This window comes from Lederbergia sp. NSJ-179, assembly GCF_022867885.1.
Taxonomy (GTDB): domain Bacteria; phylum Bacillota; class Bacilli; order Bacillales; family Bacillaceae_C; genus Lederbergia.
On the sequence record NZ_JALIFP010000020.1, the window covers coordinates 53,208 to 71,453 of the forward strand.

Here is an 18,246-nt window from a genome sequence, read left to right on the forward strand (position 1 = left end):
ACATCCTCCTAATATACATCCAAGTAATAAGAAAAGAATCGGAAACATTAAAGATCCTTTATTCATATAACTTCTCCTCGTAAACTTTGACACTTCAAAATTAACATAGATTTAGATTCCGATCTGCAGGCCCTTTAGGCGATTGTTTAATGTTTGCTTGCATGATATTCCTCCCCAACATGACCACGTGTCGCATATCTTATGATTCATTTTGATTAACAGGAAAACGTTTGTCCGGTTTGCCTACTCATACCATGTCTTTTTCAACTGGTCGACTAGTTATGGATAATCTTATCATTGCACTCTCCCCAATATAAAAAATAAAGGGCATACCCTCCTCTTCTTAGTAAGGTGAAGAATATGCCCGATAATTATTTGAAAATATCATACAACCATTTCTTTATTCTGCTCCCATTGCCTCCTGAATCTTTGCAGCTGATTCTTCTGCGACAATACGCAAATATTCATTTCGATCAATGTTCATATATTCCTCATCATTTAACCAACGGTGTACGTTAAAATCAACATAGTCATCCCATCTACTAATATTCTCCGGTGGGCTTGCAGGCGGATGAGCAAAAGTAGATTGCATATTTTTATCATGCGTTGATTCATAATCTTGGAAGAATTGTTCTAGAACTTCATCTTCTACACTAGTAGGCCCGAGACCAATTCGAGCAGCAAATGTCTGATATTCTGTTTCGGTAAAATAAGTGATAACTTTAAACGCTGCGTCTTTGTTTTCACTTAGAGGGCTGATATTCCAAGGAAGGATCCCAAAATCAGGTCGATGCGTTACTTTTGGTCCACCCTCCCATGTAGGGAGTGCTGTAACATCATAATTAAGGCCTTCTGCTTCTGACCACCAATCTACTGCTTGAACAAACTCAACGAACATGGCTGTAGAACGTTCATCAGTAAATTTAGCTGCATCGAAGAAAGGTTCACCTGAATTATCTAGTGCTCCTATATCTTGGATTAAATCTAGATACCTAGCAAATTCCTCTTCCTCTTGGATTAAAACTTCGCCTGTTTCAGGATCAGTGCGATTCACTGAAAATTGTGCAAATGGTACATGCGCAGGTCCTAAATCTAAACCACGATAATGAACACCATTTCGCTCACCAGATACTTTACTTGCTAAATCGATCGCTTCCTTCCAAGTCATATCCTCTGTTGGATAATCAACACCAAAGGTATCGAAAATATCTTTATTATAGAACAACACCCAGTTGACAATCTCATATGGCATACCTAAAAGTCGTCTTTCTGGATCTTTAGCTCGAATAGCGTCTAAATAAACTGGGTTGATATGGCTCACATCATAGCCATGTTTCTCGATTAGTTCATCTAGATCGTAATCAAGTCCAAAGTACTCCATATTGTCGGGAGAGAGTTCAAAGATAATATCTGGATTCAAATCTTTAGCAAACAATTCTTCTAACTCTTCTCTACCAGAACCTGATTGAATATGTTCAATTGTAATCCAAGGAAATTCTTCTTCGATCGGATCTTTAAAACGATTGTTAAACATTTCTTCATCCCAACCTACAACTACTTGTAGAGTAACTGGATCTGGATCTCCCTCTTCCACTTCATCACCTGCTGTGTTATCCTCATCATTTGGTTCAGTATTCGTATCATTAGCACAGCCAAAAGCAACTATCACTAATAAAAAAAGCAGACACATCATTAGGAATTTTCTTATTTTTATACTCACGCAATTAACCTCCCGTATTTTAGGTAATTTCAACAATTTTTTAAGACCTTGCTTGTCATGTGATTCTTATCAACATGTTGTTGCAATTTCTCAAGGCTGAGTTAAACGTTTTCAATTATAGACTTTTAAGTGACAATGGCAGAATGAAAGGATACCATAACCTTAGACATCTCCTTTTTGTGTTTGTTTGTTACCCATTTCCAATGCCACAAAAAGCGAGGTGTCATTTTATTTCGCGCAAACATTACAAAACTAGTCATCATTCAACAAATGTTGACGACAAATTTTTTGCAAGAGTCAAGTTGATTATTTCAATTAACATATTCGGACACTATGAATCAATCATATTGAACTTGGATGTTGAAACTTGTTCATCCTATACGTGTTGATCTACATTCATTAACATTTTCCCAATCCCTCCCCCCCTTGAAGTCCCTTTTAAGGAGAAAACTGCAAAATAATTCAAATACTTAAACTAAATGTAATATATCCAATATAGCATAATTTGTTATAACAGTAAAGATATTATTAATATGTCATTAAGCGTATATTTAACAATTTTCTCATAAGAGAAGGGAAGGGATGAAGTATTTAGACTAGAATTTTAAATTTATTTATTATAATATTATATTGAATAAATTGTATTAAGAGATGTTAGAGAGGTGTTAGAAATGAAACCGTTGTACTTACAAATATGTGCATCCTAGAAATAGGATATAATATCAGTAAAGTTTAAAGGTGGAGACCAAGTCGCCGAAAAAAGGAGTTATTTAAATTGGTTTGGACAATTTAAGACGTTTCTGGGAAGAAGCGTAAAGATTATGATATAAAGAAGAGAATTGCATCGGATGAGGTTATTCAATCCTCATCCGACGCAAATCTTGCATTTTGCAGGCGATATCAAAAAGGATATAAATTTAACTTAAATGGTGATTTACCTGTTATATGTCTACGGGCTTGATGTGTATGCTGCAATTCAGGATGATAAATCCTACTGACCGAGGTTTTAATGTATGTGAAGAATTATTCCAACAAATTAAACGATCGAGTTGTCATTATGTTCACGAATGACTTTCCTTCCTAAATGATCATGTATGATCGTAAAATTTTGAAGACAAAAACAAGAAAGTATAGAAAATTTACCCTAAACATATATCAGTAGATGTATTAAAATGACAATTAGGCAACAAATAACCAAATAACGAAGGAGGTTTTAACAGGAATCCCCTCATAATAGGGGACAAGCGTGCAGGTGTTCTAAAAGATGAAGAGAGTTTTAAAGGAGGGTAACAAAAAAAGTGCAAAAAGGAGAATTAATAAAGCTCTTTGTCGTGATTATTTGTTTGGTTCTACTGGATGTGGTTCTGCCTACGTCGCCTGTTGAAACGGTTTTGGCAACCTCAACCTTTTTTTTCACCTCGTTTGAGGAGAGGGATCCGCAACCGGATTGGGAGAATACCGTCGAAACGGATGCTAAGGGCAATAAAATGACCAGTGGGATTGACGGTAACATTCCGTTTGACGGCATTCAAGGAGACATTACGGACAAAGTTGTGCAAGTGACGGCAAGTGCTGACAATCCGCCTAATGAAACAGAACAGCAGTTGATTGATCGGGATGTCAATACGAAATGGCTTGGGCGTGAAAGAACTGCTTGGATTGAACTTCAGCTTTCCGAGCCTGAGGCGGTTATCAAGTATGCGTTTACTTCGGCTAATGACGAGCCGGGTCGAGATCCTAAGGACTGGAAACTTTCGGGATCCAATGATGGTAAAAAATGGACGACTTTGGATACTAGAACGAATGAATCTTTCAAAGACCGTTTCCAAACGAAAATTTATGAGTTTGAGAATGGGACTGAATATGTATATTATCGCCTAGATATTACAAAGAATGCCGGAGACAGCTTTACGCAATTAGCTGAAATCCAGCTATCTAACGGTATTGACGTTCCGCCACCACCTCCTGCGGATATGAAATCCTTTATTTCAAATGGGCCGTCAAGTGCCTATACGGCTAAAACAAACGTTGGTTGGAGAGGTTTGAAGGCGTTTACGTATTCTGGTACGCATCTTACTAAAGGGCGTGCTTATTCGTATAATAAAATTTTTGACGTCGACATTCCTGTAACAGCGGATACCGAACTATCGTATTATATTCTTCCGGAGTTTAGCAAGGATCATTTGGATTATTCAAGCACATATGCAGCCGTCGACCTTGCATTCTCCGATGGCACCTATTTGCATGAGCTTGATGCAGTTGACCATCACGGCATTAAACTTAACCCGCAAGATCAAGGTAAATCAAATACGCTTTACCCAAATCAGTGGAACTTTAAAAAATCAAAAATCGGTGATGCTGCAGCGGGAAAAACCATTAAGCGCATACTCATTGCCTACGATAATCCCACAGGGCCGGGAGTCTTTAAAGGCACCATTGATGATATTAAAATTGAAGCGAATCCTGTAGAGAAAACATATAACAGACTTTCCGACTATGTCAATACACTTCGTGGCACACAGTCAAACGGCACGTTTTCACGGGGGAATAACTTCCCAGCGGTTGCCGTACCACATGGGTTTAATTTCTGGACCCCAGTGACAAACGCAGGCTCGAATTGGATCTATGCCTATCACGAAAATAATAATGCTGACAATCTTCCGACGATCCAAGCCTTTGCCTTAAGCCATGAGACAAGTCCATGGATGGGGGACCGCCAAACATTCCAGGTCATGCCATCTGATGCCACCGGCAAACCGAGTGCGAATCGTAACACGCGTGCCCTGCCATTCAAGCATGAAAATGAAGCTGCACACGCCCATTACTATGGCGTTACCTTTGAAAATGGCATTCAAACAGAGATGACCCCGACCGATCATGCGGCGATTATGAGGTTCACGTTCAAGGATGATTCCTCTAACCTCATATTCGACAATGTGAGTAATAGCGGGGGGATTACTCTTGATCCCGATAACGGAACGATCTCGGGATACACGGATCAAAAGAGCGGTCTTTCCACAGGAGCGACCCGTATGTTCATCTATGCGACATTCGATCAGCCGGTAGTCGAAAGTGGCAAGTTAACCGGAGAAGACCGCAATAACGTGACAGCGTATTACAAATTTGATACGAAAAAAGAAAAGATTATGACGATGAAGATTGCGACATCTTTGATCAGTGTCGATCAAGCAAGGAAAAATTTAGAGCAGGAAATTGGTTCACAGGACACATTTGACACGATCAAAGAGAAGGCACAACAAGCTTGGGATGACAAATTAGGTATTATCGAGGTCGAAGGGGCAACGGAAGACCAGCTCATCACCTTATACTCGAATATGTACCGTTTATTCCTATATCCCAATTCTGCGTATGAAAATGTCGGCACGGTCGATGAACCGGTATACAAATATGCGAGCCAGCTTGCAATCAATCCATGTACGACAAGTACGGCAACAGAAACATGTACAAAAATTGAGGATGGTAAGGTGTTTGTCAACAATGGATTTTGGGACACGTATCGCACCACATGGCCGGCCTATGCACTGCTTACCCCAACGCAAGCCGGGGAGATGATCGATGGCTTTGTACAGCATTACCGGGATGGTGGCTGGATTTCGCGCTGGTCTTCGCCGGGATACGCTAACTTGATGGTCGGCACAAGTGCGAACATTGCCTTTTCAGATGCTTATCTTAAAGGTGTCACCAATTTCGACGTACAAGGATTCTACCAATCGGCGCTGAAGGACGCAGCTGTTGTACCTCCGAACGCTAACGTCGGTAGAAAAGGAATGGCCACTTCCGTTTTTGATGGTTATACGAACACATCCACTGGTGAAGGTCTGTCTTGGGCATTGGATGGATATATCAATGATTTTGGCATTGCAAACTTGGCCAACGCGCTCGCCGTGAAAGGTGACAAAACAGATCCCTATCACCCTTATTACGAAGAAGACTACAAATATTACCTGAATCGTGCCCAGAATTATGTCCATATGTTTAATCCACATGTCGGATTTTTTATGGGAAGATCAGCATCTGGCAACTGGCGATCAACGCCAGAGAATTTCAATCCTGCTTCTTGGTGGGGAGACTATACAGAAACGAATGCTTGGAATATGGCCTTTCACGCGCCACAAGACGGACAGGGTTTGGCCAACCTCTATGGTGGGAAAGAGGGACTTGCCAAAAAGATTGACGAACTTTTCGCCACACCGGAGACAACAAGTGGCACGATTCATGAGGAAAGAGAAGCAAAAGATTTGAGAATGGGCATGTACGGGCATAGTAACCAGCCGGCTCACCACATCATTTATATGTATAATTATGCCGGTCAACCGTGGAAAACACAGGAGAAAGTCCGTGAAGTATTAAATAGGCTTTATATTGGCAGTGAAATTGGACAGGGGTATGCGGGAGATGAAGATAATGGTGAAATGTCTGCCTGGTATATTTTCAGTGCCCTCGGCTTCTATCCGCTGAAAATGGGTACCCCAGAGTATGCGATCGGTGCACCTTTGTTCAAAAAGGCAACGATCCATTTGGAAAACGGGAAGGATATTGTCATTAATGCCCCGAACAACAGCAGGGAGAATCTATACATTCAAGGTGTTACATTAAATGGGAAAGATTATACGAAAAATTATATTGCACATGCTGATCTTGCCGGTGGTGCGACGTTAGATTTCGACATGGGGCCAAAGCCTTCCAAATGGGGAAGCCATTTAACGGACCTACCGAAATCGATTGCGCCTGCAGTGACAGACGGGATATCGCCTCCCCAGCCGCTTAAAGATTTAACTGATGGGGATGCAGGGATCGCAACGGATAGTGAAAAAGGCAATACGGCTCTGTTGTTCGACAATACGTCAGATACGCGCTGGACGGTCGAAAGCGATCACCCCTGGATTCAATATCAATTCACCGGAGGAAAACAACAAGCCATCATGTATACGCTGACTTCCGGAGCTGATTTGCAAGCGGCGGATCCAACAAGCTGGGTATTGAAAGGCTCCAATGATGGAGAAAACTGGACGGTATTGGATCAACGAACGGAAGAATCATTCAAGTGGCGTCGTTATACACGGGCCTTTGAAATTAAAAACGCGGGCAGATATTCCATTTACCGGTTAGAAATTACCGGCAACGGTGGAGATAGTGCCACGTCATTATCAGAAGTAGAACTGCTCGGATTCAGCGGCGAAATGCTCGGTTCCCTCAGTGCCGGCATGCAGTCACTTGTGGAACGCTTCGAGAAAGAGGGAGAATTTAAGAATGGCAGTGCTGCCCATGCTTTGCAGTTACATTTGACAGCTGTGGAACGGTTCGAACAACAAGGAGCGGCTGATAAGGTTCTCAAGCATATGAACGGTTTTAAACCGCTGCTCGACCATCAGCTAGAAAGTGCGTTAATATCTGAAGATGCCTATCATATCCTCTATGACAGCGCTGATTATTTTATTGAGCGATGGCAACAAGGTGAGGAACAGCATTAAGCAAGCACTAAGTGCAAAGGAGATTCAACAACTCTCTCAAAAGAATAAAGTTGATTGATAGTGTTCTGTATTCCTCTGTGGATGACATGTCACAGAGGAGTACCCCTTTCCATTCCAGATTACTTTTTAAGGGTGATCCATCCCGAAGTTGCGAGTTTGCGAGGTTCGGTTGGTGTTATTGAGCTGAAAAAACGTAACCTTTAAGAGGAGGATGAAGATGAGAGCAAAAAGCATGTTAAAGAAGTCTTTCATACTATTTTTTACTATTCTAGTTTTTACCACGGTTTTGCCCGGTATGGGGAGCGAAATAAATGATTCCAAGGCGAAGGAATACGAAGGTCCGGAAATTAAAAACGTTATCTTATTAATCGGTGATGGCATGGGATCAGCTTATACAACGGCTTATCGTTACCTTAAAGATGACCCGTCTACACCACTTATGGAAGATACGAGTTTCGATTCTCACCTTGTGGGAATGGCTTCTACTTATTCTGCTGATAAGGAGGAAGGGAGCATTACGGATTCGGCAGCCGCCGCCACTGCGTTAAGCACAGGAATCAAGACGTATAACGGGGCGATTGGTGTCGACATTGAGAGACAACCCGTGGAAACCGTCCTAGAGCGGGCGAAAGCAGTAGGGAAGGCAACCGGGCTTGTCACGACCGTACAGATCAATCATGCGACACCGGCTGGTTTCGGTGCACATGCTATTCATCGGGATCATTACGATGCGATTGCGGCCGATTATTATGATGCTTTAGTCAACGGGAAACATAAGGTGGATGTGATGTTTGGCGGCGGGGATAAGTATTTTAAACGAGATGACCGTCATTTGGGCAACGAATTTCAGAAAGACGGATATAGCTATCTTACCAATCGGACCGAGCTTTTAAATGATGATAATGAGCTAGCGCTGGGACTATTTGCATCGGATGAATTACCAAAAATGATTGATCGTCCTGACAATGTTCCTTCTTTAAAAGAAATGACCGTCAGTGCCATTGAACGACTAAACAAGAATAAAGACGGCTTTTTCCTGATGTCTGAAGGCGGGGCCATTGATAAAGGTGGCCATGATAATGATATCGTGTCAGCGATGAGTGAGATGCAAGATTTTGAGGATGCTTTTCAGGCCGCAATCGACTTTGCCAAAGAGGATAAGCACACACTCGTTATTGCTACAGCTGATCATGAAACGGGGGGTTTAGCGATTGGTTCCGATGGTAGCCGTACTTGGGATCCAAATCCAATCAAAAAAGCAAAGAGAACCCCAAAATTTATGGCAAAGCAAATTAAGAACGGTGCCTCTGTGGAAGAGACCCTGTCTCAATACATTGATTTTGAATTAACAGATAAAGAAATACAATCTGTCAAGGATGTAAAAGATGGAAGTGAAGGAGATTTGCATCGTGCGATCAATCGTATCTTTGATAAGCGGACGAATACGGGGTGGACAACGAACTGGCATACAGGCGTAGATGTTCCTGTCTATGCGTATGGCCCGGGCAAAGAATTGTTTACCGGAAAAATTGAAAATACGGATATCGCTCATCACATTTTTCAAATTCTCGGAGAGGGAACAGCGTTGTTCCAAACTTCACGTATCACAGCCATCAGGGCGAATCCAGGAACAGATGCAAAAATATCCGCTACTTTCACAAACTTTGGTTCCATTGCGGGTCAAGAAAAGATCGATTTTTATTTTGATGGTGATTTGATCGAATCAAAGACGATTAAGCTAGAGCCAAAGGAAAATAAAAGGGTCACTTTTACAGTTGAGGATGTGAACGAGGGATCCCATCATGTACAGATCGGTCATTTGTCACGTACCATCCAGTTGTATGACAGCATTCCAGGGGATGTGACCGATGAAATAGAATCACTGCATGCAGATGGGGACAACCCTGGCAGAGGTGAGATAGACGCGAATTTGATTGATCGTAATCACGAAACTAAATGGCTTTCCCATAAGAACACGGCAAAAATCACGATGAAGCTGTTACAACCTGAAGCTGTCACCAACTACGCTTTCACTTCTGCTAACGATTTTCCCGGCAGAGATCCACAGAATTGGACGCTATATGGATCCAATGACGGCGAGAATTGGACAAAACTCGATGTCCAAAGCGGAGTCAAATTTGAAGAACGTTTTCAAAGAAAAACGTTTAGCTTTAAAAACGACGAAAAATATGTCTACTACCAATTTGACATCACCAAAAATTCGGGAGAAAGCGGTACGCAATTAGCAGAAATTGCTTTATCCAATTGGGTTGAACACTCTCCACCGAGTAGTTCAGTCGACATGATTGTGTCCGTTCAACGTTTTGAAGAGGAGGGGGCCTTCGCCGATTCCAAGGCTGTTCACGCTTTACGCGTTCATTTGACTGCTGTACAACGTTTCGAGGAAAAAGATTCAGTAGAAAAGGTCGTCAAACACCTAAATGGTTTTAAACAATTGCTTCGTCATCAGAGGGATGATGAATTGATTTCCGAAAATGCTTATAACAGCCTATTGGCAGATGCGGATTTTCTGATAGAAAAATATCAATAAGGTTTTTTTGACACTTTTATATGTACTAGAAGTATGCCTGGCAATTATTGCCGGGTTTTTTATTGTTTTTCCTACAGATTAATCGATAAAATTCGAGTATTTTTAGTTAAAAAGACTCGACAGGATTCGATTGGTGATTTTTTTGAACAGTAGCAGATATGTCTGCAGGAATTGGTGCGCGAGTGATGATTGTGGTTCCTACCGTAAATGGGAAAACGGCATCTCTCGTTGATTACGAGGATAAGGTGAAATGGGCGATTGAAGAAATACAAGAAGGAGCGGAATATGCGCTTAAATGTAGAAAGGATTCCTCCTACTCAACCCATTTCATTATAGTCAATATTGTCCACCTTTTATTATGTTAAGGCTACTTACATGGGTTAAGTTATCATGTAATATATGGATTTAGATACCGCTTTCCTAATTAGGAAACCCACTAATAATACCTTGAAAAGGTTACTGTAGAAGGGAGACGTTAGATTCATTAACATACAGAAAAAAAGTGATAAATAGAAAAATAGGTAGCTAAAACTTACAAAAAGAGGTGGATTTTCTTTGTATACCATAGGTTATGATTTTAAGGATAGCTTCGTTTCGCTAGACGGTTTAAGCTTTTCACTTCGATTATTCACGGAGGTCAATGCTTATGCCCCAGATCCAGAAAAGGTAACAATCGAAGACACGGAGAATGGTGTGCGATTACATGCGTCTGGATTAGCATGGGCAGGTGGACAAAAAAACTGTGATGGTGAGGTGGAAATGACCATCACGAGAGGAGTTGATGGACGATATATTGTACGTGGCAGTGGAAAACATCCCAAGGAAATCTGTAAGTCCATATTACTTCAAGTTTATGGCATCAATGTTATATCAATTCAGTTTGATCAAAATAAAACGAGTACCTTTGAATTTAATCGAGACATTCGTGCTAGACATTATCCAAAAGATATCAAAATGCCACTTGTGTTTGTAGAAGATCGATTGGAACAACATTGGTTTGCTTTATCAAAAGATGATAAGTTACGTGCTAAGGGATTTGCAAGTCATTATGATCCCTTTTTAGAAGCGCAGATACTGGATATAGCGCATGAAGAGGATAAACGATATCGAAGCCATACCATTCAAATGCCCGAGTGGCACATAGGTACTTGTGTCAAAAAGGAATCGATCATCAAGGAACGTTGTCTGGACCTAGAAAAAAACTTTGACCTCGTTCCTTTTACAGATAGAAAGGATACTCCTGAGTGGTTAAATGAAATTAAGCTAGTAACAATCCTTCATGGCGAACACTGGACCGGGCATGTATTTAATACCTTTGCCGATATGGAAAAAATACTGGAATGGATAACCAAGAGAATCGATGGGAGCAATGTCCTTGCCTTTTTGCCTGGGTGGGATGGTAGGTACTATTATAACTATCCGGAATATCAACCTAGTAAAGACATGGGGGGCGCACAAGGCTTCCAGCGGCTAGTGAAAAAAGCTCACGATTTAGGTGTCAAAGTAGTACCAATGCTTGGTGCGAATAACGCTAATATAGAAGTGATTAAACAATTGGGATTAGAGAATATAGCCATGAAAGATACCTGGGGACATGAGGTACGCTGTGATTGGGTCGATTGGGATTATGACTTATTTATAGAAAATAACTGTATTTTAGCCAACATGGGTCACCCGGATTTTTTGAAATATATGATCGATAAGTCTAGTGATTTAATACATTCCTATGGAGTCGATGGTATTTTCTTAGATATTAGTAGATGGTGGGAGAATGACCCTAATTATTCTCCATACGAAGGATTAGTCGAATGGGCAAAAGAAATGAAACGACTGCATCCGGAGACGCTATTGTTTGGGGAAAATAGCTATGATGTTTTATGGGGCATATTCTCTTTGTTTCATGAAAGAAAACGCCCTGGAGGACATGGGGCTGCCTTATATAGATATGCACGGCAAACGCATTATTTGGCTTACCCCGCACCAGGCAAAGGATCTGGAGGAATACATGAATATGCGTGGAATGAAAATGGTTTTCCGTGGGAAAGAGACATTCCTGAATTAATCCCAACTTTATCGATAGTGGAAGATACCATTAGCAACCATAAACAGGCGACGGAGCTATTGATTGAAAAGGCCAAAAGCTGGGTACCGGTTCATCCAGGGATCATCTAATCAATTTTGATAAAAAATGTAAGTGTCTTCAGAAAGTTTCTATTTGGTTCATGTCCTGTTTTACCATTTGCCTTTGTATGACCTAACAATTTAATAGGAAGGGGATGCAAATGGAAAAATTGAAATTGATCATTGGAATATTAACCCTTGGAATGATGATCTGTTTTGTATCTGGCTGTTCAAATCAGGGTTCGGCTGGGAGGAACTCAGAAGACGGTCAAGTAGTACTGGAAATGTGGACGAGAGAAGCTAGTGAGAATAATGTCAGGGCCGCTGTAGAGATATTTAATGAAGAAGATCATGGATTTCAAGTAAAAGTTACAGCGTTTCCGAACCATAATCTCTCGGATCAGTTTGCTAGTGCCCTATCAGCTGGAGAGGGTCCGGACATTATCTCGATTGATTTAATTCTGGCTCCCTATTTTTCATCCATTGGTGCCTTTCATGATTTGACAGATTATTACAACTCAATTGAATATAAAGATAAGTTTAATAAGGCGATGGTAAGACTCGGTCGTTATGAAGATAAACAATTTGCCTTGCCATTTAGTGCCGATGTTTCTGCATTATTTTATAACAAAGATCATTTCAAAGAAGTAGGTTTGGATCCGGAAAAGCCACCAGAGACCTGGCAAGAAATGCGAGAATACGCAAAAAAGCTTACTACGGATGACCGATATGGGTATGTGTATAATGGGGGCGATTTAGGATCCTATGCCTTTACGTTTCTTCCATTTATATGGGGAAATGGTGGAGATATTTTGAACGAAGATGGTACCGAATCATTGATTAACTCAGAGGAAGCGATCGAAGCGTTGACATTTTACAGGGATCTTACGCTTAAGGATAAGGTGACGCCAAGTGGTGTAGTTAGTTATACCGGCAGTCAATCGAATGATGCCTTTGGCAATGGTACTGCAAGTATGATTTTAAGCGGGAACTTTGGTTTGGGAAGTATCGCTAGTGATTATCCAGATCTTAATTTCGGCGTTGCTCTCATTCCGAAAAATGAAGGAAAAGAACATTCTTCCTTTGCCGGAGGAGAATTAATTGCCATTCCAACTGTCTCTAAGTATAAAGAGGAAGCACAAGAATTTCTTGAATTTGCCCTGTCAGAAGAGTTACAAGTGGAACAGTTTGCCAAAACAGGGACGATTCCGATAAGAGAAGACTTCTTTGATAACCAATACTTTCAGGAAGAACCAAGATATCAAGTATTCACAGAGGGATTAAAGGTTGCCAATGCACCATATACAACCAAATACACGGAAATTTTTAGTGAACCTTTACTCAATGCGATGCAGAGTACCCTTAAAGGGGAGATAGAGCCAAGAGCGGCATTTGAGCAGGCGGATAAAGAAATTAAGCAAATCTTAAATCATTAATGAAATAAAGGGGGAGGATCTCCCCCTTCTGTTCTATTCGAATAAGGAGGGACGACTTTGAACAGAGGAACCAATTATGCTGCCGGGAAACAAGAATCCCTATTAATTAAAAAAACAACTAGGAAAAGAGGCAAATATAAAATAAGTCATATTGCATTTGTTTTACCTGCCTTGCTGTTGAATTTTGTTTTCTTTATCTATCCGTTTCTTCAGTCAGTCATCATGTCCTTTTTTGATTGGCCAATACTTGGAGAGAAGCTGTTTATCGGTTTTCAAAATTATATCGAATTGTTTAAAGATATCCAATATTGGAGTGCGCTTTGGTTTACGATGAAATATACTATTTTAATTACTCCCGGGTTATTTGTTGTCGGTCTTGCTTTAGCTATACTGATTAACAGTCGATTGCGAATGATTTCTTTATTTCGAGCGGTTTACTTTATGCCTGTTGTCATTTCGATGGTTTCTGCCAGTTTAATGTGGTTATGGATCTATAATGATCTTTACGGACTGTTAAACTATTATCTACTCCGTCTCCACATTATTCAGGAGCCAATTCATTGGATGGGAGATGCCAGTACTTCTCTGCCAGCGGTTTCTTTCATGATTGTATGGAAAATGGCTGGTTTTACCATGGTTATACTTCTATCTGGTTTACAAGGGATATCAGAGGATGTTTATGAGTCTGCCAAAATTGATGGGGGAAATAAGTGGCAACAATTTCTCTATATCACACTTCCGCTACTTCGACCATCAATATTTCTTTCCTTAATTATTTCCGTTATCGGCTCGGTTTTGGCGTTTGAACAATTTTTGATTATGACTAATGGCGGACCATCTCATTCAACCACGACCGTTGTCCATCAAATTTACAACACATCTTTTAAATACTTTGAATTTGGTTATGGCTCTGCAATGACTGTCATTTTACTAGTCATTTTAGGGATCATTAGTGTATTTCAGATGAAAATGATGAAAAATCCAGGAGAAAGTTAGGAGGAGGTTATATGGGAAATTTTGTAGCAAATCTAAAAGAGGGAAAATCTAAATTTGTGCTCAATATCGTGGTTGCCCCTTTGTTCTTGCTTCCATTTCTTTGGGTTGTTAGTACATCATTGAAAAAAGCAAGTGACATTACTAGTTATCCGCCGAAATGGATTCCTAGTGAGTTTACGTTAGAGAATTATTCAGAGATTTTCCATATTGAAGGTGGAAGTTTTCTTCTATTCATTACTAATAGTGTTATTCTAACGGTTTGTACGGTAATAGTGGTTATTTTAGTCGGTGCACTAGCTGGTTATGGTATTTCGAAATTGAATATTCCATTTAAAAATGTCATTATGACGCTTATCTTGATTACCCTTATGATTCCGTTTCACGGGTTATTAATCCCGTTGTTTTCAATTATGAAAGACTTAAATTTAATGAATACTCACCTGGCTTTAGTTTTGGTTTACGTTACTTTTCAGTTACCTTTCTCGGTTTTCATGCTGAAAAACTCATTTGATTCCTTACCTTCTAGTTTAAGAGAAGCAGCGATGATCGATGGTTCCAGTGAATTTCAAAACTTCTTTAAGATTTCCCTTCCGCTCGTTTGGCCGGGGCTAGCGACAGTCGCTATCTTTTCAGCTTACACGACATGGAATGACTTTTTAATTGCATTAGTCTTCGCCAATTCTCAGGATATGAGAACATTGAATGTGGGCCTGACAAATATGGCTATTGGCCAGTATGGAACCGATTGGGGCTTGTTATCTGCAGGCGCAATCATTAGTTTTATTCCGATCATTATTTTATTTTTGTTTTTACAGAAGTATTTCATTAGCGGGCTTACGAGTGGGGCTGTTAAGTAATTTATGCTATAAAATATTTATTTATCGACCCAAATACCTTTAAGAATAGAATCACTATAAAAAGGGGCTTATCCTTTCACATCTCGAAGTGAGAGAAAATACTTGCAAAGTGGCTTTGCAACAAGAACCATGGTTCATTGCCGCTCGGAGCAAGTGGATAATGGAAAGAATTTGCAGGATATTAGTCTATCTCATGGTGTCAAACTATCCGTCCGGCATGATCTATTAAACGGCTCAAGGCCTCCAACCGATGCTTTTCAAATAAAGGATGCAGTCTATGTCGCCAAACCGTATGCGAATATCCTCAAAATATAAAGGCGATTCCTTACTATGCATGGAGTAATCGCGGGGAAGAAGAAATGCTTGTTTGGATGCGTGACGAGTAAGATTGAATTAAAGAAGGATCTGACTTACAGATCCTTCCAGGCTTAATTTTTAGTGATAGGGCTTTACGTAATATTCAGCAGTAACCTCTAATTTATCCTTCCTATAATAGCAATAAAAAAACTATTTTTACGATTGTGGCCTTCTTAGATGGCAGTCGACTATGATTAAAATACTTATTATCCTTCTCACCAAGTATCAAAAGGTAAATGGTGTGAGCATTTTCTAGGTTATCCGAAACCTACAGATAAGAGCTTTGAATCTCTATTGTGTGTTTGAGCCTTCTATGGATTGCTTTCTTTTGGAGGAAGGTGATTATTTCTACCTACCAACAATATTAATTCTGTATTAGAAGGGGAGGATACAACAATGCGGTTTTTAAAAATCAATATTCAACAGCCAGTGAAGTATATTTCAGGTGGAAGATTTGTAACAGAAGTTCCGTGGATCCATCCAGAAAGAACAATTGACAGTTACGAACTCATTATTAGCATTAATGAAACGCTCTATATTGAGCAGGATGGCATTCAGCGCGAGATAAACCCAGGTGAGACTTTTCTTCTTTTACCAGATATGGTTCATAGAGGGTTTAAAATCTGCAATAAACATGTATCTTTCTACTGGTTTCATTTTTTATGTTCTGGTTTCTTAATTAGTGATCACGAAGTAAGAGAGGAAGTCAAAACAATTCAGACGCATCCGGAAAAAAGGAAACAAATAAAAGAAATTTATATCCCCCAATTTGATTCGCCCTATGCTAGCCAGCGCATCAATATTCTTTGCAATCAGTTACTCCATGTGGACAACTCAAACTATCATACATTTTTAAGTATGCATTATTTAATGACTTCACTCTTAATTGAATTGTCGGAACAGACACTTTCCCAGCTGATTTTATCAACCGAGGATTCACAGAATGGTGCGGTTATAAATCACATAACAGAATGGATACGGATGAATGCGTTAGAAGGAATTACCGTATCAGATGTTGCAACCAAGTTTAACTACCATAAAGATTACCTCTCACGACTTTTCAAAAAAAAGACAGGGATCACTGTCCAAGCATATATTCACGCCTGGAGGATTGCCAAAGCTAAAGATTTGCTCACAAGAACCAGTGAGCCAATTAAAAACATTTCTAATCAAGTAGGTGTTGCGGATGAAAAGTATTTCATGAGACTTTTTAAAAAATATGAAAAGGTTACCCCGTCCGAGTACCGTAAAGCTTATAATAAGATTCATTATAATAATCATTGATTAAATGACCCACGATTCATGCGTGTTGGGGACGGGGCCAATAGCCTTCAAGCTAACAAAACATTGAGTAGTAGCTGTTTTGTTAGCTTTTAATCAATCACATTGCTTATTTTTCTTTTTTTCTAAAAAGGGCGTACTAAACTAAGTCTATAAAGGATTGAATCTTCTGGATATTATACGTAAGGTTATCAAGCTACTGTGGCTACTGCTTGGTCGTAATGTACAAAGTCAATCATCCTAAAAGTCAAACTTTAATGAAACAAATTTTAGTTTACGAAACTATCTAGAAACTTACTTGCCTCACTATTAAATTTCCACATGACACCAAATTTATCAACCAACATTCCAAAACTTGCTGACCATGGTGTAGAAGATAACGGCATGATCACAGTTCCACCTTCTGAAAGTCTTTCAAAACTTTGTTTATTCATTTCTGGATCAGCATCGATGATACTGATTAAGACGTTAGCCCCCTTTGTGATTTCACCTGTCACAGCTTGCATAGAAGGTAGAACATCAGACATCATTAAAACGTTCCCTGAAAATTCAATTCGAGATTCCATAATCATATTTTGTTCTTCTTCTGTTAATGGCGCCTTTGGATCTTGACCAAAAGCACCAAATTTTACTTTTTTTACACTTGTTGCTTGTAGTGCCTGTTCATAAAAGGTTAACGCTTCTTCTGCCTTCCCATCAAATTGTAGATAAGCTATTGTTTTCATCATTTATTTCCTCCTTTTCATATTTGCAGTATAATATCACATAGGCGACAAATGTATGTCGTGGTAGTGTCAAAAATTCTATGAAAACAAAAGCCGAAAAGTTACTCTAAGGTCTAAAAGGGGTGGTAAGCTGCCGCAATCGCTCTTGACAAACACGCCAATGGTTTGAATTCAGACTAACAAGGGCGAAGGGGACAAAAAGAAGGCAGGTCAAATAAGCCCTTGGTTTTTCCCATTTTAAACCATTGGCAAGTTCGGTTTGTCAAGAGTTCGCTCCGCCGATTGCTGAATAGCCGAATAAAAAACAAGGGGCTCAGCTAAACAAAAAGTTAGGCTAACCGCTGTTTAACGATCCATTGTTGAGCTAACTCGATCAGCTTTGTCCACCGTGCCGGCATTGTAGGAAGACCTGATAAGGATGGATTGACAACAGGTACCTTTCCCTCTAAAGAGGCATGTGGTCGCAGAAAATTAAAGTAAGCGACAAACAAGGTGACATAGGAAACAGAACCATGTTCTGAACCAAAGCCGTGTGTAGAACGATAGTTTCCCTTAAATGTACGATTAAGTCGCTCAATGACTTGTTTAAGGGGCCTGAATTCGGTTGAAACAGGGTCTTCATTTGTCAGACCAATCACCTGTTTGACATCAAACTGGATGTCGTGTTGGGCGAAAAAATGTTGAGCTAGAAGATAGATGGGATTTCCATC

The 18,246-nt window shown here is 40.0% G+C and carries 12 protein-coding genes and 2 pseudogenes; 11 read left to right on the forward strand and 3 right to left on the reverse strand.

The annotated features are described in order from the left end of the window. Positions 1 to 400 precede the first annotated feature (400 nt). Complete coding sequence (locus MUB24_RS14755) at positions 401 to 1,720, reverse strand: ABC transporter substrate-binding protein (RefSeq protein ID WP_244705378.1); 1,320 nt, start codon at positions 1,718 to 1,720, stop codon at positions 401 to 403. Between the two features lie 1,298 nt (positions 1,721 to 3,018). Here MUB24_RS14755 and MUB24_RS14760 point away from each other — a divergent pair. The 11 genes and pseudogenes from MUB24_RS14760 (at position 3,019) to MUB24_RS14805 (ending at position 16,814) form a co-directional block, all read left to right on the forward strand. After that, entirely contained in the window at positions 3,019 to 7,212 is a 4,194-nt protein-coding gene (locus MUB24_RS14760; protein ID WP_244705379.1) for a GH92 family glycosyl hydrolase, read from the forward strand. A gap of 217 nt (positions 7,213 to 7,429) precedes the next feature. After that, positions 7,430 to 8,791: pseudogene (locus MUB24_RS14765) on the forward strand (alkaline phosphatase); the annotation flags it as partial. A 282-nt stretch (positions 8,792 to 9,073) separates the two neighbouring features. After that, the gene (locus tag MUB24_RS14770) at positions 9,074 to 9,763 is read left to right on the forward strand and encodes a discoidin domain-containing protein (RefSeq protein WP_244705387.1); all 690 of its coding nucleotides are present in this window, start codon (positions 9,074 to 9,076) and stop codon (positions 9,761 to 9,763) included. A 158-nt stretch (positions 9,764 to 9,921) separates the two neighbouring features. After that, on the forward strand, positions 9,922 to 10,128 hold the full coding sequence (locus tag MUB24_RS14775; RefSeq protein WP_244705380.1) for a hypothetical protein: 207 nt from the start codon (positions 9,922 to 9,924) through the stop codon (positions 10,126 to 10,128). A gap of 190 nt (positions 10,129 to 10,318) precedes the next feature. Beyond that, complete coding sequence (locus MUB24_RS14780) at positions 10,319 to 11,935, forward strand: DUF6259 domain-containing protein (RefSeq protein WP_244705381.1); 1,617 nt, start codon at positions 10,319 to 10,321, stop codon at positions 11,933 to 11,935. A 110-nt stretch (positions 11,936 to 12,045) separates the two neighbouring features. Beyond that, positions 12,046 to 13,320, forward strand: a complete 1,275-nt coding sequence (locus MUB24_RS14785) for an ABC transporter substrate-binding protein (RefSeq protein WP_244705382.1) — start codon at positions 12,046 to 12,048, stop codon at positions 13,318 to 13,320. 57 nt (positions 13,321 to 13,377) lie between these two features. Further along, a complete protein-coding gene (locus MUB24_RS14790) occupies positions 13,378 to 14,316 on the forward strand; it encodes a carbohydrate ABC transporter permease (RefSeq protein WP_244705383.1) in 939 nt (312 codons plus the stop codon). Between the two features lie 11 nt (positions 14,317 to 14,327). Further along, positions 14,328 to 15,173: a carbohydrate ABC transporter permease gene (locus MUB24_RS14795; RefSeq protein ID WP_244705384.1), complete on the forward strand. Its 846-nt coding sequence runs from the start codon at positions 14,328 to 14,330 to the stop codon at positions 15,171 to 15,173. Between the two features lie 102 nt (positions 15,174 to 15,275). Then, the gene (locus MUB24_RS14800) at positions 15,276 to 15,488 is read left to right on the forward strand and encodes a hypothetical protein (protein WP_244705385.1); all 213 of its coding nucleotides are present in this window, start codon (positions 15,276 to 15,278) and stop codon (positions 15,486 to 15,488) included. 5 nt (positions 15,489 to 15,493) lie between these two features. Then, entirely contained in the window at positions 15,494 to 15,559 is a 66-nt protein-coding gene (locus MUB24_RS23695) for a hypothetical protein (protein ID WP_396426764.1), read from the forward strand. 367 nt (positions 15,560 to 15,926) lie between these two features. Further along, positions 15,927 to 16,814: a helix-turn-helix transcriptional regulator gene (locus MUB24_RS14805; RefSeq protein ID WP_244705386.1), complete on the forward strand. Its 888-nt coding sequence runs from the start codon at positions 15,927 to 15,929 to the stop codon at positions 16,812 to 16,814. Between the two features lie 266 nt (positions 16,815 to 17,080). Here the strand turns inward: MUB24_RS14805 and MUB24_RS14810 are convergent, their stop codons facing one another. Further along, positions 17,081 to 17,536 carry a VOC family protein gene (locus tag MUB24_RS14810; RefSeq protein ID WP_244705388.1) on the reverse strand — a complete coding sequence of 152 codons (456 nt, stop codon included), beginning with the start codon at positions 17,534 to 17,536 and terminating at the stop codon, positions 17,081 to 17,083. Between the two features lie 329 nt (positions 17,537 to 17,865). Beyond that, a pseudogene (locus MUB24_RS14815) lies at positions 17,866 to 18,246 on the reverse strand (DDE-type integrase/transposase/recombinase); the annotation flags it as partial.